Source organism: Maribellus luteus (assembly GCF_003576475.1).
Lineage (GTDB): Bacteria > Bacteroidota > Bacteroidia > Bacteroidales > Prolixibacteraceae > Draconibacterium > Draconibacterium luteum.
In genome coordinates this window covers 248,498-274,417 of the sequence record NZ_QWGR01000001.1, presented here as the reverse complement: position 1 = coordinate 274,417, position 25,920 = coordinate 248,498, and the positions used below count along the sequence as shown (strand labels likewise).

Genomic DNA, 25,920 nt, shown 5'->3' with positions numbered 1-25,920 from the left:
ATTTCCCCTAAAACACTTTTACAATAAGCTTTTTCTAACTATAGCTTTTTCACTGCTCTAGTTCAATAAACTTCAATAATCTCCTGACCAAACTTATTTAGTGAAAGATTTAGTTGCCCATCTTGAAGTTGTTGCCCCGTGTATTCTCCTAAATCTTTTTGAGCAAACAATGCTTTCAGTTTATAATTTTTACCTGTTTGAACCCATGGAATATTAATACTCCTGGAATCAGCACCTGAACTTCCCCGCAAAACAATTACTGCACCACAGCCCTCATCGTTCAGCTTTCCCCACCAGTGCCATTCTTCGTCGGTAGGTGCAGGTACTCCACTGTATTGAAAATGGGAATAAATATCGTATTGCTGATTGAGCCTTTTCAACATAGCAAAACGGCTACGGTATTGTTCTTTATTTTCCGCGGTTAGCGAAGTTAAGTCGCCGGAATACGAAAGTGGTGCCCCCATTAGCCAGCTGCAAATCTGGCGATCGATAACATCTGACGAAAGACTGCCTTTAAAGTTGGTTGTAGCTGCCCCAAATACTTCAATTCGTTCCAGCGGTAATCCCCGATGGTTGTACATAATTTTCCGGGCACGAAAAGCTCCCAAACGCAACTGCTGCTTTAAACTGTCCGCATCAAAATTCCAGGTATTGTCGACCAAAATTTTACGGTTACCTGCGCCCCAGTATTCGTTAGGCGAAGCATGGTACGAATCAACATGTTTTAACACCGCTATGTCGGCTGCCGGACCGGGAGTTTCCCAGTAAATTTCGTGCGACAACTGAAGCCATGTTTCGGGTGACTGCCTAAGGATTTCATCCTGAGTTGCCAACAAGCCGCGTAACCCGCGCAGATAGGATTCTTTTTTTGTACGGCTTTCGTGAGCGCGGGCAATATCTCCGTAACAGATGTTACTTAAATCCTGCTTAAAATAGGTGGCCCCGAATGTTTTATTCAGATAGACAATTTCATCAACATATTTTTTACGCGACTTTTCGCAGCAGAAACTCAGTCCCAATCCACCAGCACGACGAATAAGCGGCAAGCTAAACAATCCGGGTTCTGAAGCGGAAATATCAGTCTCCTGCTCGTTTATAAAAACAGAATACCACATTCCGGTTTTCATGTTTTTCGATTGAATATAACTGCTTAATCCTTTCATATCCGGGAATTCCTCCGCTTTGGGATTGGTCGTTGATACTGCCCAGCCTCCGCGGGGGCCGGTATCCGACCAACCGGCATCCAACTGAAAACACTCAAATCCGATTTCGGAAGCGATGTCAGCTGCTTCGCGCATGTTTTTATCGTTAATATTGGAATTGTAATTTGTCCACGTACAAAAAACAGGGGCAACGTTTTTATTTTCGGCAACCGGCATAACAATGTGTTTATCCATAAAAGAAGCGAAACCACTTTCCACACAGCGGTCGAGGGCTGTCGATTTAGCAGAGACAGTTTCGTAACTTTCGCCCGAAAAGGCATATTCAAATACCGGTTCCGATTCAAAAGTTTCGCCGGGTCCCAGTACCCATTCAAAATAACCGGGATTATAACCACTGCTGCCATCAGCCGACAAATGCCTTGTTTTTGAAGGAATTTCGCTAACCGAAATAACTCCCATAGATTTCGCGGCATCACTAAACGCAATGATACTGGGGTCAATTTCGCGAACGGCCGGAGTCAGCAAAGTAGCCTGAGAAAAAGAAGCTCCCAAATTCAATTGTTTTAGCGTCAGGTCGGATATTTTAATCCATTGGTTACCCTGATTTTTAAATTCCACCCATTTACGAATAACCGGATGACCTTCATAGATTTCATAATTTATTTCGAACAAAAAATCTTCCGTTATTTTATTTGATACAAATTTTACCACCAATCGTTTTACCCCTTGTTTTGGACTGGAAATTTTATGGCTTTCAAATGCAAAAACATCGACAAAAGTTTTACCTGCGATATGCATCGAATCCACCCACTGCACATTTCCAGCAATACCTTCCTTTGCTTTTTTCACCGATAAAGCATCGGTTTGATTCTGCTCTGCATTTGATTGTTCTACGCCCGATTCTGAAGAATAACGAATCCCTTCAGGTTTTATATTTGGTGAAGCTTTGTGGATACTAAAACTTATTTCATCGGAACAAGTCTTCAATAGGTTTTCTCCTTTAACCACATTTTCCGAAATTTGAAGGCCTTTATCTGAAATGCCAATCTTTTGTTGCAATAATCCGGCATTAATAATAATCTCATTATCCGAAACCTTAAAAAACCAGCGGTTGGATTCTTTTTTTGAAAGGCAACTGCCTAAACAAAGAAAAGAGACAACTACCAGAGCCAGCAAAGTATTTTTACTGATGCGCATTGTGCTTTATTTTGACATGAAAAATATGGTGTTCAACACAAAACCTAATTTATTAATCCTACAACTTTCCCATCCAGGCTCCATTCTTCTTTTATCTCCATTCCCAGATGTTTCATTGCCGTAATACAAACATCAACAACATTTACCTGCTCTGTAATCTCTCCCCGGGTAGCATTTTCGCCCGAAGCAATGTAAAAGATGGTGGTGTGTTCCGGGATATTCTGGCCATGTCCGAAATTACTTCCCCCATGGTCGGTAGAAACAATAACCAGCCAGTTTTCATTTTTGTAGTTTTCCCTTTTCTTCAACGCATTTACCATTCTCCCAATTTGTGAATCGGCTTTTTCTACCGCCTGAATATAATTTTCACTTTCCGGCACGTAGTCGTATTTATGCCCGGCATGGTCCACATCGTCGAGTTGAACAAATATTACATCCACATCCTCATTTGTCAGGTTTCGAACCACTTCATCGGTTACCAGATCATCATTACCAAAAGTTTTCACCACATCTGCATCACCTTCCTGAAGAATTTTATGAATGGCAGTCCACTGAATAACCGAATATGTTTTTAACTCAGGATTAAATTGTTTTACCCTTCTGAAAAAATGCGGGTACTCTCCAATATTGGGATTTTTATAGCTATTGGTAACCACCTTGTGTTTATCGTGCCAAACCCCGGTAAGCATGCCTGTCCAGCAAATTCCACTGGAACTTATTTCATCGGTTTTTGCATTAAAAGTGTAGGCTCCGGTTTTCATCAAACTATCGGAACTGGGCGTATTTGCTTTTATGAAAGAGTCGGGACGGCAACCGTCAATTCCTATTATCAATACCTTGTTCTCTTTTACATTGCAGGATACAAATAACAATGCCAGGCTAATTATGCCGAACATTTTTCTTGAAAGTAAGTTTGTTTTAAATTTCATCTTAATCTTTTTAAGGCTTATGTTCCCATAATACCTGTCTTTAATATTTCTAATCAATAATGTATTCTATAGTATAAATTTCCTCTGGCACTTTTTTAAACCTGAAAGCATCAAGTTTTTTAACCGTCCGGCCTTCTTCCAGCTCAATATCTTTGTAGATTTTCTTGTCAATTGTTTTATCCTCACTGTTTTTAAGGAGAACGGAAAGATTAACTTTTGTGGCATCGCCCAAATGATGGATTACCGGACTGATTTTATCCTCCGGTCCGTAAACTACATCCACGTTATCGCTTCCGGCCCAGGTACGTTTGAATACCATTTTGTTGGTATAATAGGCCAGTTTCGGGTGGCGCAAGTTATCAATCAGAGGTTTCTTGTAGGTTCCCATATTGGCACCGCCACGCAGACAGCACCACGAAAAACCATCATAGCCCAGCAGCATTTGCTTTTTCATCGATTCCCAGGCTGAAAAAGCCTGCCAAGCCTGGCTTTCCCTCCATTCTTCTGCCGTTAAATGCCGCCCAACACTCTGTGCATTATAGTAATACTCGTACGATTGCAACAGATACCACGGTTTTCCTTTGCACAGTTCCCAGTTGGGCTGCCCCACTGACTCTTCGTGTTCGAAATTAAAATATGCCCGGGCACTGTCCTTCAAACAGGAAGCCGCCCATTGGTAGGGAGCTTTACGTAATTCAGTCCATTTTTTCCCGTACCCGGTATAAGCATCCTGGTTACCACGGGTTACGCGATGCGCAGTATATTGCGGCACTGCTGTTATCGGGTTGCCTTTATGATCGATTGTTCCCTTGGTATTTCCATAATGGGTAAGATCCCATGCCGAGGTCGGAGAAATAATACGGCTTTGGTCGGTAGAATAAATTGTATGGTAAATCTTTTCCACGTAGCCATGGGTAGCCGAAATATCGTGATTATGGAATTTATTCGGGTGGTTCGATGCTTCCCACATTACAATGCTCGGATGATTGTACACCTGTTTGATATATTTTGGAAACCCATCGAAATCGACATTCCAGGCTTCACCTTCACGAATAAAAGCAGCAGTTTGCCAGATAAACATGATTCCCATCTGGTCACCAAACTCTGCAAAACGGGGATCGTTTATGCCGTCCACGGTATCTTTTTCAGCATGCACATGCAAGCGCAAAAGGTTTGCATCCATCTTCTTCAGCATCAGCAATTCTTCGGCCACAGTTTCCCATGGTGCACAGCGATTGTATTTGGCGGTTGTTTCAATGGGTGTGCGGAAGCCCATAATTTGCGCCCCGTTTAGCATTTCGGGTTTGTTGTTCACATAAAAATCGCTGTTTTTTTGCTCAAGGGTACGAATGCCGGTAGTAGTCACAAAATCATCAACCGCATTTCCCAGCGTATCTTTTAAAATAACCTCAACTTTATACAACGAAGGATTATCAAAACTCCAGAGTCTGGGAGAAGGAATTTCGCATTCTATCGTGTATTCATTTTCAATCCTTGCCGGTATGCTCAACTTCCGGGAAACCGTTGCCACCTTGTCGCCTTCTTCTGGAAACCATGGATAATAGTTTATTTCAACACTGCCCTCGAAATAATCGCGGGTAGGATAATGAATGTTGACCCGGTGAACCTGCGTTGCTTTTCCTCCAATCTCTTTTGTATGCACCAACACATCAGTTATTTTACAGCGGTGCGAAAGTTCAAGCGTTGTGCGCCCCAGAAACCAGCCAATATAATGGTCGGTAGGGCTGTGCACCATCGGATAATTCATTTTATAAGGGTTCACTTTTACAGCAATCATATTTTCGCTGTTCTTTTTAAGCTGCCTGGTAATATCCAGTTCAACCGGATGCCGATTTGTAACCACGCCGACCACCTGCCCGTTCACCCAGATTTCACCGCCAGGGTCGAGGGTTTCGAGTTTTAAGACTGCCCGTTGAAAATCACCCGTTTCAACTTTATTTCTCAGGAAATAGGCTTCCTCTTTTTCGCGTAATCCCCCGTGTACTGAAGGTAATTTTACGGTTTCCCAGTGTTTGTCGTCGAAATCGAAACTGTACCAGTCATCAACATTGGGCTTTTCCTGAAAATTTTCATCCAGAACAACTTCGGAAACATAAGGATACCGAACCTGGTCGGTTGGTGTATGATTGAAAATAAATACATCATCGATAAAAGAAATCCCTTTCGATTCAATAGAAAACTGCGTGATAACTTCTACAGAAGTATCCATATGCGGAATGTAATATTGAATGCGTTTGTCGTTTATATACAGGCTAAAACGTTTCTGTGTCAGGTCTCCATCGATTTTTAATTTTACCCAATCAGTGTTATTTGCGTTTAATTCGTCCCTGATTTTGTTTTCAGAACCATAAATCAACTTATTTCCGTTTAGCCCGAAAACAATAGCTTTATTATTTCTATCAAGAAGACTAATCGTGCAAGAACTGCCTTTTTCTATTTTAACAGATGTTTCCAATTTAAACCGCCAGCTAAGCGAGTCGATAACACGTGTTATTGTTGAATTTTCCACCATCAGTGCTCCATCACTAACAGAAGCCCCGTAGCTGCTTTTCCATTCCTGCAGGCCCCGTTGTTTTTCTACATCCTGCCCTTTCCGGTAACCGTAGGCTTTCCAGTTATCGAGTCGAAGGGTTTTTCGCACAGAAGTTAATGGTTGCGGTTTAATTTCATTCAACAAATCGTTGATTTCACCGTCGGTTACTATCTGTTTATCCAGCCCTGGATTATCAAAAAAATTGGAGGCAACCTGTGCATATTCTTTTAAAAAATCAATGCGTTGGTCTGTTGTCATCCATTCGGTCTCGCCCAAAAAATCGGTTTCGCCGTTGGCCTGTGAATCATTTGTGAAATACCTCATTTCAAAAGAACGGGAAAGGTTCTGCCCCTTCAAATCAAATATTGACATGCAAATGAATGTAATTACAATTATCTTTTTTATCCGTTTCATCTTCACTTTCTGAATTGTTAGTTATTGTTTGTTCCCCACTGCTTATTGGGCTCAGGTCCCATTTCAAACTCTATTGTTCCACCGTCGATAATTGTTGAATAATCAATCCAGGGCTTATTATACGGCTCGCCATTTAGTTTTGCCGATTGAATGTAAAAGTTGTCTTCGCTCACATTATTGGCTATAATTTTAAATTTCGTTCCGCTGTCGTGATGAATGGTTAACTCAGGAAAAATTGGAGAACCAATTAAATACTGGGGTTGTACCGGGTCTAACTGGAACAGGCCCATGGCGCTCATTACCCACCACGAAGCCATCGTACCGGCATCGTCATCCATCGATTCGATATAACCTTCCGGGTCAGCACGGTAAATTCGTTTCACAATTGGCTCGTCGAAAAAGCCATGATTGTGATACAACTGCGTAACTTCTTTGGTGGTAAAAGTGCGTATCCATTTCTGAGTCAGGTAAGGCTTTCCTAAAAGATTAAATAAATAGGGATAATGAATATCCGGCTCATTCAGGTGCATGTAAAAATCATTCTCAAAGAAATATTCCAAATCATCAGACAAAGCCTCTTTACTTCCGCGCAGGTCGATTAATCCATCTATATCGTGAAGAACAAACCAGCGGTAGTGCCACAAATTACCTTCGTAAACATAGAGTTCAAATTCTTCCACATCGGGCACCGGATTTCCATCGGGAGTAAAAAATCCGCGAACATTCCCCTGGTTGTCTTTTTGCTGGTTACACCAGATGTTTTTATAGGCATCGGCTCCGGCTTTTAATTGTTCGATATGTTCAGTTTTCCCTAACGCTTCAGCCATTTTCAGGGCAACATAAGCATGGTAGGCTTTCTCAAGTTTAGCACTAACGTTGCCTGTAGCGTATTTTTCGTAATCTCTCAACATTCCCTGGAAAGCAATTTCTTTATCAAAATCGCCCAAACCTTTGGCATAGGCATCCATAATTACCGGACTGGTAAATTCCATACGAATGGTTGGTGTTGGCCAGCTTCCGTCGCCTGCATTTGATGTGGTAATCCAATCGGGGCGGGTTCCATAGTAATCAACCAGCGAACGGGCAATATTTTTCACCACATCCGGTTCGAGCAACGAAACCAGGGTGTATTTTCGAAAATCGTCCCAAAGGCTCCAGCAAGAATAGTACATAAAATCGGGGGCTGTGCTTTTCGTTTTACAAACAGAATCGAGGTGATGGGCCCTGACATATTCGCCCGTGGATGAAGTGGCATTGTTCGGAACCAGGTACGAATGGTACAAATGCGTGTAGAACAAAGTCTTGAATTCTTCAGAATCGCTTTTTACTTCCACTTTCGAAAGTTTTTCTCTCCATACTTCAGCAGTTTGATTTCTGACTTTGTTGAAGTCCCAGCCTTTAGTTTCATTTTTGGCCTCAAACATGGCCTGCTCTTCGCTTATTGGCGACATTCCCACTTTCAGCCTGACTACATTCTTACCCTCCTCCGGAAATTTTAACCAAACACCAATGTCATTTCCGTTGCGAGTGGCCTGACCTTCCCCAACATTATCGCCCTGCCAACTGGTAAATGATTCAAAAGGAACATCTGCAACAATAGCAAAAAACAAACGGTGGTGTCCTCCCCCATTGTTGTGTTTCGATTTAATCATCCCCGTGATTTCATTATTATTCAGGACATTCAGGTTAGCGTCCAACATCCCCACATAACTATGCGACAAGTCAACCGCAATATACCGGTCTGTCTTTTTTTCTTTAGGAAAAGAATACTGGTGAAAACCAACCCGCTCGGTTGCGGTGAGTTCTGCTTTCACTCCGGACTGTAAAACCGTTTTATAATAAGCAACCTCTGCTTCTTCCTCGGATTTTATATAAAGCTCACGAAATTCTTCAATCTTATTCGAAAATTTTCCAACACCCGGTTTTATCAATAAACCGCCGCCTTTTCCTCTTGAGCCGGCTCCTCCAATACGCAAATGCGAAAAACCTTCGATAAACTTATCTTCGTAATAGTAACCCACATGTGAATCGCCCTCGGTTTCGGGCGACAGGTGTACCAAGCCAAACGGATATACGGGCCCGGGATATAACTGGCCATTGTCGCCTTCTGTGCAAATAAACGGGTCGACATATTTCAGCGGGTCGATTTTTTTATCATCGACATTAGAGCATCCTATTAAAAATAAGATCGTCAAAAAAATAATTCCTTTTCTAATTATTTTATTCATGTTTCATTCTGATAATAGGTTGATATTTTCATGCGTATACATTTTCGTTTTGTATGAGCTTTTGCTCTTGTGGATTGTTTTATATAAAATCTTTCTTATACTAAAAGGATTTAATTAGAATTGTCGCGGGATGCCAATACGCGCACGTCCCTTTATCTTTGCATCCATGTTTTTGATACCACTAATCACCTGAAGCTCAAATGAAGAAACTGGTTTATTTACTCGATCAATAATGTAGGTTTTTCCTGCCTCTGTTTTAAAGGTCAATTCGTTTACCTCCGTTTTTTTGAACAGATTTTTAGTTGAACCAACCTGTCTTACCCGCACTTCCTGACCATCGTCCCACGGATTTACAACACGGCAGTTTTGACCTTTTAAACTTTTAACAACAATGTATTTGACTTCTCCGCCGGCACGCTCCGAAATCACCTCGAAACCACCTCGTGCATGTAATTTAAAACGACTTGTCCAATCTTCAGGAACTGCCGGAAAAACACGGATTTTGCCACCGTGGCTTTGTAACAACATCTCATTGATTGCGGCTTCCAGTACAGACCCCGGTTCAAGAGCCATATGTGCAAAGGGCTGTCGCAACAGGCCTATTTTTTCTTCCGGGTCGTTAAACATAACCCTGACATTATTGGTCAATCCCCTGATTGTATGTTCGGCTGAACTGTACAATTCATCGTGCATCCCTTTTTCGACATAATCGATAAAGTCACGTTTAAAGTAACAAAAGTGCCCTTGTGAAAAGAGTTGGAATTCATCGACCCATCGTTCCAGCAGATCGGGCAAAAATTCACTCATTCCCAAACGAGCATAACTAATCGGAATAAGCGAATGCCCGTTATTTGGTAGCGGATCGAAACTTAAAGCCATGTTGCGGCAGGCATTAAAAAGCGGAGTTCCTTTATCATCCAATGTAATAAGGTTGGCCGGAAATACCGGCGATAGCTGCGCATTTATCGGATGGAAACTACAAGGCATTTCGATTGGAGCATTTGGCAACCAATAAGGGCGGGTTACCCAGGGTTCTCCGGGTTCTCCGGTTCTCAATCTGGTACCATAGGCAATTATTGTATCTCCAACATTAACAGGCCCCCAGGGTTTGGCTTCTTTAGGAATGGTGGTTAAAACAAAAGGAGCAAGATTGGCAACCATTTCCTGTGCTTTTAAACGAAGTTGCTTGTCCTGTTTTAGTTTTTTGGATGCCTCTACAAATGCAGGAAACAAATTTCTGATGGAAGCCAAATCATTGGTTGTATTTTTGCTGAGACGGTCTTTGGGAGACTCAAACGGCAGTGCCTTCGGAATATGGTACATTCCATCGTCTTCTTTCTGAAGGATATTGGTATATAAACGTACTACCTCCCTCATTACCGGGTAGCCGTATTCTTTCAGATACTCATCATCGAGCGTGTATTGATAATGACGCCAAAGATCCATTGCCATCAGTCCCGACGAACCAAAACTGTTGCTTACTTCACTTGCTCCTTCTCCCACTCCCTGATTTCCGTGCCGGTCGGATACATCGCTGTAAAAAGCCCCATCAACGCCGTGTGCCAGCTTTGCGGTTTTAATTGCCTTTTCCAATCCTTCTCGTTTCCATTTTGCGTAAGGCATCATCAGCTCAGGATGCCCCGATGTATGCAACGGCCAGGTATAAATTTGCTGGTTCCACTGGTAGTAATGGTTCCAGGGGCGCACGTCTCGGTTCCACGACCAGATGCTGTTGATAAAATGTGGAGGATAATCGCCCCGGGCAGAAGAACCAACCTGGTAAAGGTTCATATACCAAAGGTTTTCAATGTAATCATCAGGAATGTCGATAAAACTTTTCGCCCAAAAATCAGCCCACCTTTCTTTATGTTCCGCATACATTTTCCCAGCACTGGCTTCTGCTGCTGCCCGTACATTTTCACGGGCTTTTGCCAGCGGGTCGTCAGCCTCTTCGCTGGTCACCACCGAAATAAATACATCAAATGAACAATTATTCCCGGGATTCATCACATAACCAGCTTCGCGGTTGTTAAACTTTTGTGCTGTTATATTTTGCCCCACAAGTTTTGCTGCCATGGCAAACTTCAGACTGCGGGTTGGTTGTATTATCCAGATTTCGTCGCCTTCGTTCCCAACTTCAGTTCCTTCATTTCCCAAATGAAAATCGCGCCTAAAAAACTGATACCAGTGTTCAAACACCCGGCTTCCCCAACGTGCCAATTTTACCCGCCGTTCAACAGCTTCGCTCAGCTCATCTTCATAATGAACCACCATTACCGGAATATCACCTCCGGCAACAAACGAACGGCATTCGATTTTACCCAACGGACCTTCTGCTTTCCACGATGCCTCTGCATCAGCCAATGAAAGCCGCCCTTCAAAATCTTCAAGATACATCCAGTCGAATGCTGGTAATCCAGGTTCAATCATCAATTGTCCACAACTTCTTAAAGAAGTAAACATCTCCGATTTTTCAGGATTATTCCGGTCTTCCCACGGACTGAACATCCCATCAGGCGCATCGTCCCAGGTATTGGTTTTATTTATCTGAAAATGAATCCGATCAGCCGGAGTCCAGCTCATGGCACCTAAATCTCCGTTACCGATGGGGAAACCATTGTAACCTTCGGTGGCTGGCGACCGATAAACAATATCGTGCTGAGACAGGAAAGCCGACTGATCAATCCTTAATTCTTTTCCATCAAACGCGATAGTATTTTGCATTCCACTTTCAGGCGTCTCAATTTTATGTATTTGCGCTACTGCAGTAATTATAGTCAGATTAACGACCAGTAAAAAGATATACCTCATTAGTTATCCTCCGATTTTAGTTTTTAAAGAATCGTACTTTTATATTTCTATTGATGTATAATGATTTTCTTACTTATATGTGTACTTTAATAATCAACCAATTGAGTAACAACCGGCACATGTTCAAGAACCTGGTCTAAAAAATTATAAGCTTCAGCACGAACTTGTTCCGGAAAATCATGTTTATCATCCGGATAACGCACCTGAAGCTTTTGTTCTGCTCCATATAAGGCATACACTTTTCGGGCTTCAGTAATGGCATTTTTCACTCCCTGAACCTCAAAATTACTGTCATGAATCGGGGAATTCGAAAAAAAGGCGCGGGGAGCCAATGCCCCAACAACTTCATAAAAATCAAACGGAACCAGATCAGGATCAAGCTGATATACATCGCTTAATAACGGCATATATACATCCGATGTCCATCCTTCAATGTTGCCATTGTAATAATTATGAAAAGGTGTCCATCCACAACTGGCAACAATAGCTTTAAAACGCTGATCGAAAGCAGCAACAAACATGCTGTTATGCCCCCCCAAAGAATGACCAATAACACCAAGCCTGTTTTCATCTACAAAATCCAAAGAAGATAAATAGTCTGCGCAGCGCATATGGTTATAAATCCCCTTCATACTCCCCGAAATGTACTGATCGGTCGCAAAATTATAGGTTGAATCATCGCCAAAGGAGGGGTAGTCAGGAGCTATTACTACATACCCGCGACGGGCAAGTTCCAAGGCACACGAACGATTCTTTTTTGAAGTTAAACCCGCTGTAACATCTTTACCTTGCTTATGTGTTGAATGGCAAACCAACATAGCCGCGAGCTTTTCTCCCTCTCCAAGAATTGCAGGAACATACAGGTATGCATAAAGCCGGTGGTCTTCTTCAACCTGTAAAGAAATTTTACGACGTTCAAACAAATCCGTTTTAACTGTCTCATGTATTTTTACATCCAGTTCCGGAGTATTTTTATCGATTACCGGCAAAGGTCCCATTGCCTCTTGCATTCCCTTTAGAATATGTTCTTTACGTTTTTCCCAGTCCTTACTACTTTTAATCGGCTGTTCTTTTCCATCATCGTCATAATAGACCATCAGGTTTTGATGATTTATATTTGCCTTATTTAGTTCTTTGATTGAAGATAAGTCAGTATTGTCATCTGTTCCCCACAGCTTATTTGGTTCCGGTCCCATTTCAAGAACCAGCTCTCCACCTTTTGCAATTTCATCATGTTTGATCCAACAGCGGTTAATTGGTTCTCCATTTAAGGTTGCCGACTGAATAAAATGATTGTCTTTACTGAGGTTTTTAGCCTTGATGACAAATGCTTTTCCATCCTTCACTTTCGGGTCAGCCTGAATTGTTATCTTATCAAAAATCGGGGAGCTGATCTGGTAAACCGGATCTCCGGGACAAACCTGAAACAAACCCATCGCGCTCATATTATACCACGATGCCATACAACCATAATCGCAATCCATTTCCTGCAAATACCCATCGGGAGTAGCTTTGTAAATGCGGCTGTAAATTGGTTCCGGAAAAAAACCATGTGTCGCATAAAGCTGCACCATTGGCTCTTTTAATATTTTATGCACCCACTTTTGGGTTAGCCAGGGGGCTCCAGCGAAATTGTACAGGAAGGGAATGTGCAAATCAATTTGATTTCCTGCTGTATATAAATCATTTTCAAAAAAATAGTTTAACGAATCCACAAAATTTTCTTTGCCCTCGAATAAATCAATCATGGCATCAACATCGTGTAATACATTCCATCTGAATTGCCATTTTGTTCCTTCATAGGTGTATTTTTCCCGGTTTATAGTGCGATCTTCAGGAAAATCGAGCCAGGAACCATCAGCGGCTCTTGCCCTGAAAAATTTGATGGACGGATCCCAGGTATTTCGCCAATATTCCGAGCGTTTCATGAAATACTTATAATCGTCCTCATTCCCCAGTTCTTTTGCTAATTGTGCCACACTCCAGCTATCCCAACTGTATTCACCGGTTTGGTCAGGACGAGCAGGAATATATCCTATTTCGTCATACTTTTCCGGCATCTGCAACATGGTTTCTTTACGGATATGCGGATAAACCGTCTCAAGTTCGATATCGAATAAGTTTTTAAAATAGGCATCAGTCATTACCATCAGCATGTGCTCGTGGCGGCACGAACTATGTGCCAATCCTCCGGTCTTTCCTCTTACTAAAAACCCACTGCTATGTGGTTTGTGCGTACTTTCCGGGAATGGACTCCAGTCGCCTGCCTGGAAATACATATCGCGCAAGGACTTTACAATATCCCTGTAAACATCAGGAGCAAAAAGACTGTAAAGCGGATATTTTGACCGGAACGAATCCCAAAACGCATAACCATTATAATGCTTATAACCTTCAGCTTTATGAACTTCTCTATCAATGCCCCTATAATTACCATCCACATCAGACTGAATAATTGGGAGAAAACAAGAGTGATACAATGCCGTATAAAAAATGGTTTTGTCTTCCTCATTCTTACCTTCTACAGTAATTGCACTCAATTGCTTATTCCACAAATCAGAAGTTTGTCTTTTTATTTTATTGAAATTCCAATCAGGGCATTCCGCCAATAGGTTTTCCTGAGCAGCCTCGTTACCGGTCAACGACAAGCCAACTTTTATTAAAAGAGCTTCCCCTTTCAGGTCTCCAAAATCGCACACAACACCACCATCATTTTGTTTATCAATGGCAGAATGCTGTTCCAGTTTTTTCCCGTCCCATGTTTTAAAAGAAGTTATTGGCTGATTAAATTCAACGGTAAAATAAATCCCTGCGTAATATGCCAGGTAACCTTCCAGACGGTAATCATTCACCTTTTTTACTGAAATGTATGCACTGCGTTCTTTGTTACCTTCATTCAGGAAAATTTGCGCATTCTTTCCTTCTTCAAAAATGTATTTATGAAAACCAACATGAGTAGAAGCAGTAAGCTCGGCAATGATTTCGCGGTCGGCAAAATTAACGGAGTAGTACCCCGGACTTGCTTTTTCCGTTCTCTTATCGATTGAAGCCAGAGGATTTGAAAGAAATTCAGAAGTTGGCGTTTTGGTAAAAGGCATAATTGATAACCTTCCGGCACGGTCGCATATGGGGCCACCACCAGAACTACCTTTGTGTGAATGCGAAAATCCACGCACCATATCATCTGAATAATTATAGCCCGATTTTCCGAAATCGCCATCAGCTTTTAAACTTCCAGGGTAAGTATCTGGTCCCAATTTAACCAAACCAAACGGAGCCAATGCCGAAGGGTGCCAATGACCGTGATCGTCTTGCGTACAAATAAAAGGATCGACATAATCAACAGGCTGTTTTTCTTGTTGAACGCAAGAAAGAATCTGTGACGCAAGTATTATCGCAAACAGTATTAATATTTTGGGTTTAGTTATATTCATGTTAGTTTAGTTACACTAATAATTTCATTTTATATTTTTATATGCGGAGGAGGAACCAAAGCTGTACTCTCCTGAACCGACCTTGAAAACAGTATAATTATCTTCTTTCCATAGAAATTCGACATTTTCTGCCTGCTCAACAGGATGTCCACTTTCACTTATATTATCCGGATTATCTCCAATGATATATACAATAGCTTCGCTACCAAAAGGAACCTGAATGTTAAGATGATAATTCCCATTTTTTATGCTCCATTCTGATTTTACGGTACCTTTTACTGTTTTCACCGATGCTTTCACCCATGATAAATCTTCAGGCATAAAAGGCTTAATAACAAACTCACTAAAACCGGGAGCATCTTCCTGCACCTGAATACCAGCCAATGTTTGATAAAACCAGGAATCGATACTGCCCAACATAACATGATTGCTTGACCCGCTTTTATCCCATTTTTCAGACAGCGTAGTCCGGTCTTTGAGCATATCAATCCAACTTGGAAAAGTTGTTTGGGTAGCCAGCGCCCAGGCAACATCGCTCCTGCCCTCGCGCGACAACAGTTCCATTAAATATTTTGTTCCAAGAATGCCTGTCGTTAGATGTGTATCGTGTGTATTTACAATATCGTTCACCAGGTTGTTTAAAACAGCTTCTTTTTCACTTTCAGGAACAAGCCCAAGAAACAACGCAAACGAATTTGAAAACTGGCTTCCCTCTTCATAATTCTTTGTTTCAGCATTGTAAAAATGCTGATAAAAAGCTGTTTTTATATTTTCAGAAAGAGTTCCATATGTTTTAGAATCTTCATTGTTCCCTAATATTTTAGCGGCTTTTGCTACAATAGAAGAATTATAATAATAATATCCGGTTGAAATTGACGCCGGAGTTCCCCGTTTCCATCCATCAAGAGGAGAAACCCAATCGCCGTATTTATCATTTGGAAGAATATATTTGTCGGCCAATGTCGAAAGATAATCCACATATTTTTTCATTGCCTCATAATTTTCTTCCAGAATTTTTTTATCGCCATAATACAGGTAATGGTACCAGGCAATAAGATGATAACCACTACTCCACGAAAATGCAGGATCGCCATTTGAAATCGGGCGGGGCGCTATGTAAGGAATATAGCCGTTGTTTTTATCCTGATTAACACGGATGTCATCCAGCCATTTGTTATAAAACTGGTTGACTTCAAAATTATAAATCCCGGCTTCTGCAACCACATGTGCATCACCAATCCAACCAAGCCTTTCTTCGCGCTGCGGGCAGTCGGTTGGGTAGCCCATCAGATTTGACCTGTATGACCACAACACGGCCTTGTGGATGTTGTTTATTTGCTCATTGCTACATTCGAACGAACCGGTTTGCTCAACAGCCGAATGAACCACAACCGCCTCAATATCTTCTGCTTCTAATTGATACGGCAAGCCACTAACTTCAACATATTGGAATCCGTGATACGTAAAACGCGGTTCGAAAATTTCTTCTTTTTCGCCTTTGGCAATATAGGTATCAGTTGTAACAGCTTTATCATTGCTTTTTGTATCAATCATGCCATCTTTACTATTTTCAGCAAACCGGATTATTGTTTTCTGTCCTCTTTCTGTTCTTACTTTTATCCTGACCCAACCGGAAAAATTCTGCCCGAAATTCACAACAGAAATACTGTCGTTCGGATACGTAACTGAAAGAGGTTTTATGGTTTCTACACGTTTAATTGCTGGCATTATTTGGGCTGTAAATTTTCCTTTAGGAGCCTCTACATTTTTTGCTGATTCCCATTTCGAATCGTCAAAACCAGGCTTGCCCCAATCGGCTATTTCTTTTGTGGCATCATAAGTTTCGCCATCATAAATACAGTGATGGCGTATCGGACCATCTGCTATTTTCCATGTATTATCGGTAGTAATAACTTCGGTGCTGCCATCTTTATAAGTAATGTGCATATTCAACATTGCCTGTTTTTCGCCGAACCATTGCATCCGCCAGCTCCACCATTTTGGAATCGGGTCGAACCAGCCATTTCCAACCATAATACCCAATACATTTTCTCCTTTATCCAGAAGTTCTGAAACCTCATAAGTATCGAATAAAACAAGCTGGGTATAATTTGTTTTTGCAGGATTCAGTACTCTGTCGCCAACTCTTTTCCCGTTTATAGAGAACTCGTAAAAACCAAGTCCACTCACATTTACTAAGGCTTTTGAGACTGTTTTTGCAAGCTGAATTTCTTTGCGAAGAAGTAATGAAGTGCCATTGTATTTTATTGAATCACCATCAGCATCAACTTCAATTTTCTCCTGATAAAAACCTTCTTCATTTAATGGTGCTTTTGCTATTCCACGACCAATCCATTTGCCTTTCCATTCATCTGAATCGAGGATTGAAGTTGTAAAAAATGTCGTTTTGCTATATTCAGTTGGAACGTCCTGTTCATCCCAAATTCTGACCTTCCAATAATAAGTTTGATTACTTTGCAGGGCTTTCCCACGATACATTACAGAATGATTTTTCTCAGAAATAATCTTTCCGGAATCCCAGTAATTGCCGCTATTTCGATTAATATCATCTTTATTGTCTGCTAAAAGAATTTGATAAGCAATTTGCTTTTTACCTCTTTCTGTGCTTTCTACAATCCAACTAAAAGATGGCTGGTTTACATCAATCCCAATGGGATTAATTATTGATTGACACTTTGTTTCGGTTACTAGATTTTGAGGACTTCTTTCACAACTAACATTTAGCAGAAAAAAGAAAATGAAAAAACTTAGGCTGATGATTGTAGACCGTTTCATTAATAATGTTTGTAGATATTTTATTAAAACCCAGAATTCAACATTGCCCTAAAAAGGGCAATGTTGAATTAGAAAATTACTTACACTAATCTTTTAACTTCTGGTTTTAAACTTGTCAGTTTTTCAATGCGAACAGGTTTGCCAGTTTCAATACTCTTTCTTGCACCAATCCCAATCAGAACCGACATGGCACCGTCCCTTAAACCGGCAGCACGGTCAAATTCATCTTTTTTATCAGGATGTAAAAATACTTTGTCGTGTAAGCGTTTGTCGCCACCACCGTGTCCTCCACGTTCCATCTTGACTTTAATAATTTTAAAATCTTCCCAAAGATTATGGACAACAACAGGTTCAGCACTAACAATATCAGCTCCCGACTGATCCATTTCGCGGGCATGCATTTCAGCCTGGTCAACCGACATTTTTTCCTGGTATGGGATATCAATCCATGCTTCAATCCGGCCATCTGTGCCGTTAAAGCAAACCCTCCAACCTTCGAAAGGCGAATAAGTAGTCAGTGAATAATTTACGACCACGTTGTTTTTGTATTTAACCTGCGCCGACATTTTATCGTAAATGTCAATTTCGTTGCGGAACAAACAATTGTCGCGGATATATCCGTCGTATTTTTCATTGTTGGCATAAAGATCCATCATGAATTTTTCCCTGGTTATGTCCCAATAAAAATCACATTTGTTTTTATGCTCGCAAACCCTGCAATTTTTGCCCCTGAAAGGACCGTTTTTACCGTAAAGTTCCAAATCACCGTATGCAAAAACCTCTTCCGGATCAGAATCGATCCACCAGTTTAACAAATCGAAATGGTGAGTAGCTTTGTGCACCCAAAGAGACCCGCCCTGATCTTTTATACCGTGCCACCTTCTGAAATAAGAAGCCCCATGATAGGTGTTCAGATACCAGTGAAAATCAACCGAGGTCAGTTTACCAATCGCATTATCGCGCAGCAATTCTTTCACTTTTGTATTGTAAGGGCTCCAGCGGTAGTTAAAACCAACAATCAGGTTTTTGTTCGATTTCTTTTCGGCATCAATAATTGCCTGGCATTTCGTTTCATCGGTTGTAAGTGGTTTTTCACTTAATACATCGCAGCCCATTTCCAAACCTTTAATAATAAACTCGTGGTGGTTACAGTCGCGGGTGGTTACAATTACCAAATCGGGTTTGGTTTGGTTCACCATTTTTTCAAAGTCGGAAAAGGTAGGACACGACACGTTCATAAATTTTAATGCATGTTCGAGCCTTCCCGGATTATTGTCGCACAAACCAACAAACTCCAGAATATCGGAGTATTTATCGACTAATCTTTTCCCCCAAAAATCAACACCACGGATTCCAACTCCAATGAGTGCAACTTTTAATTTTTTTGATTCTCCCAATCCAAAAGCATTTCCCGGAAGAACAGCTCCTGCTGCCAACATACTTACAGCAGTTAAAAATTTTCGTCTTGATAGTTCCATTGTTATTCAGTTTTAATGTTTTTATTGATACTAGTCTTTCAGTAGCTCATAAAAGGCATATTCGCTAAGCATTTCATGCCTTCCTTTAAATATTACAAGTTTGAGGTTTCCGTATCTTTTTTGCAGAAATACGTCACGGTCACCAATCATCCCAAATTCTCCCAGCGAACTCCGATGTTCCAGCAAATGCAGTTTTTCTTTATCAGAAACATATCTTGATTCATCCTGAACGCCAAGATCTGACAATACCTTGTTGTAAAAATTTATGGAATGGGTAATCGGGACACTTCCCTGCAACCCGTCGTAAACACCTGCATGAATATGCAATTCAGTATTGGCAAGTTTTTCAACCGGGGTTTCCCAGAATAAAGGAGATTTCTCCCGTGCAACCTGTTCGTTTAAAACCCCGTTTTCTGATTGAGTACATCCTAAAATATCATCAGCATAACTTTCGTTTCGAATAATATTTTCACTATACCACGCAACCAAATTGGATATGGGAACCCATGCACTGAACTTTTTAATAGCATGTTTCGACTTCATAAAACAACTTAATGTGGCATAGCCACCACCGCTTTCACCAATCACATAAATTTTATCTTTGTCAACATTCCCGTTTTCGATTGCGTAAGTAATTGTCTCGTCGATATCCTTTAGCGCCAAACAGCTGCAACAGGCATTCTTTGTCCGATTAGGCCCCCTGAAATCGGGATGGATATAATTCAGGTCTTTTGCAAGACTTAAATTGGCAATCGGATCACTTTGCCGATAGTCGCCACTCCATGTATGCAAGCTTACCACAAGAGGTTTGGGAGTTTTAGATTTGCTCGGATAGAAATACGCTTTGTGCACATATCCATCGGAATGTGAAGCAATTTCTACCACATCGAATTCTTCGCTCCAGCCATTTTTTGAAGTTGTTTCGATCGGCTTTTCCGGAAATGCTTTTACTGGTTCATACACCGAAAGAATAATTGCTAGAACAACGATTGATAATATGCATTTATTCATCCTTCTTACCTCCTAAATTTTTATGAAAATTTTACGTTTATACAGCCAGTAGCAGATGTACCACAAGCCCATCGCCGCCATAATGCTTGCCACTATATTTACTGTAAGTTCGCCAGCCCAGCTTAATCCTGAATTAGCAACAGGAAATACAACTTGCCGAACCAGTTGCGCACCTCCAACATGAGCGAATAGATAGATTAACAAAGGGTTCATTCCTACAATGGCAAAAAATTTCACACCCTTTTTTACTTTCATCATATCAATTAGCCAGAATGAAAATGACAGTGCCAGGAAAGTCCACCCGCCGCTTGCAAAAACAAAAGTTGAGGTTGATATTCTTTTGATAATCGGAGTTACTGCATCCAAACCATATCCAATGGCCAATCCGGCTATTCCGGCCAATACCAATACCTGCAATTTATACCGGTATGTTTTGTCGCTCATTAAAAGCTTTCCGGCCAAAACACCCCAAATGGTATGAGCTGCCGTTGGAATGGCATTAAACGACACCCAGTGCCCGCCCGACAACGCCCCGGAAATTTGCATATCCACCCAGGCACCAAAGTTCTTAGCCGGAGTGAAAGCCTGATCAAATCCTTCCACCCAGAAGAAACGGTAAAGTAATTCTGTAACAACCAATAATCCGATAGATATCAGAATTTGAGTAACCACCTTTTTGCGCATAATCAGAAAAGCAATCAGTATGGTTACTGCAAGCTGTGCCAGTACATTCTGGAAAAAGAAAACAATTTTCCCGGCCGAAATACACGACAAAAACCATCCTAGAAAAAGAAGTAAAAAACAACGAAGAGCTATGTGTTTAAAAATTTGGGAGTGTGTTTCTCCTTTCTTAATTCTTTTGGCGTATGACAAAGGCATAGCTACCCCCACAATAAACATAAAGAAAGGCTGAACCAAATCCCATGCATGCAAACCATGCCACGGATGATGGCGCAATTGATTCCCAAGGAAATAAATTACTGTCCCTTCCAACTCAGGAACGTGCATGTACCAAAATAAACGGGTAAACTCGGCGATTAGCAAAAACATGGTTAGTCCCCTGAAAAAATCTAGAGATAGTAGCCTTTCTGATGCTTGATTGTTCTGAGTCATTTAATTTTTAGTTGCAGTTATTAGGTATTGCTTGTTTTTTTCCGTTTGAAGAGTCAAAACAGTATCATCCGCCGTTTTTGTATTTGCCCCCGATATTGAAATTGCTGTATTTGCACGTATTCGACAGGTTTCTCCCCGGGCGGAAGTAATGGTTGCTTTTACCAATTTTCCTTCTGCCCATTCAATGTCAACACTAAAACCACCCCGCGCTTTTAAGCCCGTTACTTTTCCATCAGGCCATTCGGTTGGCAATGCCGGAAGTAAATGGATTGCTCCATCATGACTTTGGATTAACATTTCTGCAATAGCCGCAGTGCCAGCGAGGTTTGCATCAATCTGGAAAAAGTTGACACATCTTCCCAGCAGGTTATTCCAGCTAATCCCGATAACATCTTTGCTTAGTTTTTCGTGTGCTTTGTCGCCCTCACGAAGTCTCGCCCAACAAGCAACTCCCCAGGCAGCTGCAGCTCCCCAATACATGTCTTCCGGTTTTGAATATCTGCGATTTAGTGTAACCTTAGCTGCTTCCATCAATTCCGGCGTGTCATTGAAAGTAAACTGAGTTCCGGGATACAGCGCAAACAGGTGAGAAATATGGCGATGATTAACATCGTACTCTTTGTAGTCTTCCAGCCATTCCTGAATTTGTCCGTGTTTTCCAATCTTTTCCGGCGCGAGTTGTTTTTTCATTTTAATCATTTCGCGACAGAAGTTTTTATCTATATTCAGAATCCGACTGGCTTCAATGGAATTTGCAAGCAATTCTTTTATAATTTGTGTATCCATGGCCGGCCCGGCGGTATTTGCATATTCCTTCTTTTTATCAGGAAATGGCATAAAATTATTTTCTGGAGAATTGGCCGGACAAGTAACCAGGTAACCATATTCGGGATGCTCCACCAAGTAATCCATATAAAACAATACTGCCCCTTTCAGAATGGGATAAATGCGTTGTAAATATTGTTTATCACCATTAAATGCGTAGTGATCCCACAAATTCTGGCAAAGCCAGGAACCTCCGGCTGAAAACAAACCATAACTGGTGTAGCGATGCGGTTCTGAAAATCCCCAGACACTGGCCAACGTATGTCCCACCCAACCACGAGAGCCATACGTTTCTTTAGCTGTAACAGCACCTGTTTGACTAAGCAGTTTGGTGTAACTTTCAAGCGGTTCGAAACATTCCGAAAGATTGACCACATCCGCAGGCCAATAATTCATCTGAAGATTGGCATCCAAGTGGTAATCGGACTGCCACGGAGCATCTAAATCCTGGCACCACAAGCCCTGAAGGTTCATTGGCAATTGCCCGGGACGGGAACCACTAATCATCAAATAACGACCTAATTGAAAAAACAAAGCTTCGAGTTCTGGATCGTTGTAATCTTTTCGGTACTGTTTTAAACGAATATCAGTTGGAAGCAAACCTCTGTTTTTATCTGTTTTTCCAAGATTGAGACTTACACGGTCAAACATTTTCTGATGACTTGCAATATGATCTTGCCGAATTTTATCATATCCACGAAAAGAAGCTTTGTCCAATTGCTTTTCGCATACAATTTCAGGATCATCAAAATCAGAAGTTTTGTTACCCAGAAACTCTGCCATACGGGACCTGTAATTTGTAGCTCCTGAGATATAAATCGTAACCGTATCGGCTCCCTGTACTTCGATGGCTGAAGTACCCGAAGTAAGTTTACCTCCACTTGTTAATACCCGGACCCGGGCCACATATTTCAACCACTTTTCCCCTTTACCATTATCCGGCCAGCCAATCATTACAAGGTCGGTATTGTCGGCAACACTGGACTGATTGTATTCCGTATTACCCGAGTAATTCCGTTTTATTGGCCGGGGCAAATCTTCTTTCATTCTGCCCGGCCGATCCATTGAAACAGTTAAGTCAATACTTCCGGGTTTGGTGCAAGTAATCCGAACAGCAATTACCTGATCTTTTTCTGAAACAAAAACGTCCCTGTTATATTGGGTTTCAGGAGCAGCGAAATAACTGGTTCTTACCAATCCTTGTTGCAGATTCAATTCATTTCTATAATCCGTATCGCAATATTGAATGGGGGCTAGTGTCCGGTATTCTTTTGCCGAAGTAAAATCGAGCCAAAGGTTGCCAAGCAATTGGTACGATCCAAAACTCAAGAAATTCTTTTCTGTTAGTGAAAGAATATCTTTACAAATATTGTTCGCCTCTTCATATTCGCCTTCAAAAATTAAAGCCTGAGCTTTTTTGATAGTTTCCTGCGCTTTTGGATTATTAGCATGGTGCGGGCGTCCGGACCAAAGTGTGTTTTCATTCAACAAAATCCGCTCTTTTCCGGCTTGTCCAAAAACCATTGCTCCTAAACGCCCATTACCAATAGGCAAGGCTTCAGTAAACTGTTGGGCAGGTTTGTTGTACCACAATTTCAGATCATCCTGTCCTTGAGCTACTGACCACAATAAACTTGTTAAAACAATCAATATGAAGATTATACAGTTCCTCATTATTTTCGACTAACTCTGTTAAATTGTTCCAATAATTCTCCCATCTGCTTTCTGTAATTCATTAAAACTTCAGGGTCTTTCGTGTAAACACTGTCATTGGTAAATACCTCTGTACCGAAACTCAATAACTTTCTGGCTTTACTTACCAGTCCCTTTTGACCGGAGTCAGCATTTTCAATGCACTTTTCCAACAGGATCATGTAATCGTAATCATCAATGCCTTCGCGCATTATTTCCAGGCGTAGTGACGGTACCGGTCCTCTGAGGTACTTTGTTTTATCGTTGTTCGGATCGCGGTTGGGAGGATAAAAGAACATACCATCACCATTTCCAAACTCCATTCCACCACCTACTGGTGCACCATAACTGTCTTTGTAAGTCATCGGATCTTCCCAAATATTTTGCAAAACGCCGGGAGGAGAACACCCTTCAGCATTCCACACATTTGACGACCAAACCAAAATGCCGGTTAAATTGTAACGATACGACATCCACAACCACATTCGCATGTTTATGGCATCCGCATCGATAAACAGGTTGACATGTGGATTTTTAGGCCAACACATCAAATACGACCACATTTCGCGCCCTTGTTCCATCCATTTTTTTGATTTCTCCGGATCGAATTTCACAAGCACCGGGCAACCAATATCTGTAACATCCATAATTTCCGGCCCTGGATTATTTTCAGTAATAAAACGAGTTAATTTGGGAGCAACCGTCTGGATTGTTTTCATGCCCTCACGTACAAATTCGTAATCTTCGTGTTTGGGTTCGTCAATCCAGTAGAGGTATTCTTTTCCAAGCCAGCCATTTTCTTCCAGGTGATCCTGCAATCCACCAAGAAATAAGGTCATTAGTTTTTTGTATTCTTCGGTCCCGTTTATAAAGCCGTTAAACCATCCTGTTTTGCGCCCCAGATAAGGCCCCTGACGTAATTCCGGCACTTTAAACCTGAAGCCGGTAAAACCAAAATCATCCAAATATTTATGTGCAGCAAAATCAAACTCTGAGAAGTCTATTTCCAGATTCAATTCATTAATGTCTTGTTCAAAATCACCGTAGGGCAACAAGTTTTCACCAGTCGTTACATCCACAAAACTTAGATTATCGAACCAAACCGTTCCTGTTTGTTGTCCGTTTTTTAAAGGCATGTGTGGATATAAATGGACACTGACAAATTCTGCATTATCCGGGATAGGCCGGGAAACAATCAAACCTTCAACATCGAGAGGATTAACCGGATCGAGAAACAAACTGTCCTGTTTCCACTCAGTGCTTCCGCCATAAATCAAGCCTTGCAGTTGCCAGTAAATTTGCTTTCTATTGGCATCGTAACTTTTAACAGTAACCACATACTGCTGTCCGTTTTTAGGTGTTTTAGCCCACCATTTCAGCAGATAAGGATGTTTCGGATTAACTTTTATCAGCTCTGCTCCTGTGCCACAAACATTTGCCCGCACACTGTTATCATTCACCTGATACGAATATTTCCCGGCAAACACCGTTTCCGGATCAAAAGTTCCACCAGTCCACTTAACCCCTTTTACTGTTTTTCGGATTGGATATTGATCAAAGATTTCCTGAGGAGAAATCCGGTACTCTCTAAAACTCTGAAAATAGTGATCAATCACTTGTTTCAGCTCTTCTTTAGTTTCAAGATTATGATATTGTTTTACCAATCCGGAATACAGATTAAAAGCAGAACGCATGTAAGGAACGTCGGGAATTGCAAAGTCCCAAATTTCGAGTCCAACGGGTATTAACATTTCTCGTTCTGCTAATTTCAGGCTTATCGTTGCTGTATATTTTCCAGGCACTGCATTTTCCGGCACTTTAACAGTAAACCACAAAGGCCTGTTTTCGCCCGCTTTTGCATCGAATGGTTTTTCATACAAAGGCAGCGGATCAGGATACCAACCTGCATGGTGATAAATTCCTGAAGGTTTTGCAATATTTACATACTCAACCAGCCGGATTGTAACATTCTCAGAAGAAATGGAATTCCCTGATTGATCGTTGAAATCAGAAATAGAAACAGAAATATTATTCAAATCAGTTTCAGGGGACAATACAAGCTGAAAACCTTCAGCTTCGTTGCGTGCGGATTGAATTACGACTTTGCCTTTTTTTGTTGGAACAGGGTCATCACGCATAACTTTATAGGTGTTTCCGGTCCACCAAACTTTACACGGACTATCTTTCTCTAATAAGTAACCATTATTGGCGGCACTTGCCGACACAAAAGCAATAAACAATATTTGAATAAAAATAAATCTTAACATCATATCAA

12 protein-coding genes are annotated in these 25,920 nt (G+C 41.2%); all 12 read right to left on the bottom strand.

The features are described 5' to 3' along the window. Positions 1 to 62: 62 nt before the first annotated feature. Positions 63 to 2,360: an alpha-galactosidase gene (locus tag D1614_RS00980; protein ID WP_119436012.1), complete on the bottom strand. Its 2,298-nt coding sequence runs from the start codon at positions 2,358 to 2,360 to the stop codon at positions 63 to 65. Positions 2,361 to 2,404: 44 nt separating this feature from the next. After that, positions 2,405 to 3,289 (bottom strand): alkaline phosphatase family protein, encoded by an 885-nt coding sequence (locus D1614_RS00975; protein WP_147383956.1) that lies wholly within the window; start codon positions 3,287 to 3,289, stop codon positions 2,405 to 2,407. 49 nt (positions 3,290 to 3,338) lie between these two features. Then, entirely contained in the window at positions 3,339 to 6,257 is a 2,919-nt protein-coding gene (locus D1614_RS00970) for a glycoside hydrolase family 2 TIM barrel-domain containing protein (protein ID WP_119436010.1), read from the bottom strand. Between the two features lie 17 nt (positions 6,258 to 6,274). Continuing rightward, positions 6,275 to 8,485, bottom strand: a complete 2,211-nt coding sequence (locus D1614_RS00965) for a GH92 family glycosyl hydrolase (protein WP_119436009.1) — start codon at positions 8,483 to 8,485, stop codon at positions 6,275 to 6,277. Positions 8,486 to 8,599: 114 nt separating this feature from the next. Continuing rightward, the gene (locus tag D1614_RS00960; RefSeq protein WP_162304369.1) at positions 8,600 to 11,209 is read right to left on the bottom strand and encodes a glycosyl hydrolase family 95 catalytic domain-containing protein; all 2,610 of its coding nucleotides are present in this window, start codon (positions 11,207 to 11,209) and stop codon (positions 8,600 to 8,602) included. A 173-nt stretch (positions 11,210 to 11,382) separates the two neighbouring features. Continuing rightward, positions 11,383 to 14,730: a GH92 family glycosyl hydrolase gene (locus D1614_RS00955; protein ID WP_119436007.1), complete on the bottom strand. Its 3,348-nt coding sequence runs from the start codon at positions 14,728 to 14,730 to the stop codon at positions 11,383 to 11,385. Between the two features lie 24 nt (positions 14,731 to 14,754). After that, positions 14,755 to 17,526 (bottom strand): alpha-L-rhamnosidase, encoded by a 2,772-nt coding sequence (locus D1614_RS00950; protein WP_119436006.1) that lies wholly within the window; start codon positions 17,524 to 17,526, stop codon positions 14,755 to 14,757. A gap of 80 nt (positions 17,527 to 17,606) precedes the next feature. Next, entirely contained in the window at positions 17,607 to 19,004 is a 1,398-nt protein-coding gene (locus D1614_RS00945; RefSeq protein ID WP_119436005.1) for a Gfo/Idh/MocA family oxidoreductase, read from the bottom strand. Positions 19,005 to 19,034: 30 nt separating this feature from the next. Continuing rightward, positions 19,035 to 20,015: an alpha/beta hydrolase family protein gene (locus D1614_RS00940; RefSeq protein WP_119436004.1), complete on the bottom strand. Its 981-nt coding sequence runs from the start codon at positions 20,013 to 20,015 to the stop codon at positions 19,035 to 19,037. Positions 20,016 to 20,027: 12 nt separating this feature from the next. Next, a complete protein-coding gene (locus tag D1614_RS00935) occupies positions 20,028 to 21,065 on the bottom strand; it encodes an acyltransferase family protein (RefSeq protein ID WP_206609883.1) in 1,038 nt (345 codons plus the stop codon). 63 nt (positions 21,066 to 21,128) lie between these two features. Beyond that, a complete protein-coding gene (locus D1614_RS00930) occupies positions 21,129 to 23,627 on the bottom strand; it encodes a glycoside hydrolase family 95 protein (protein ID WP_119436002.1) in 2,499 nt (832 codons plus the stop codon). Next, entirely contained in the window at positions 23,627 to 25,915 is a 2,289-nt protein-coding gene (locus D1614_RS00925) for a DUF4091 domain-containing protein (RefSeq protein ID WP_119436001.1), read from the bottom strand. Before D1614_RS00925 ends, D1614_RS00930 begins: the two co-directional genes overlap by 1 nt. Positions 25,916 to 25,920: the final 5 nt, after the last annotated feature.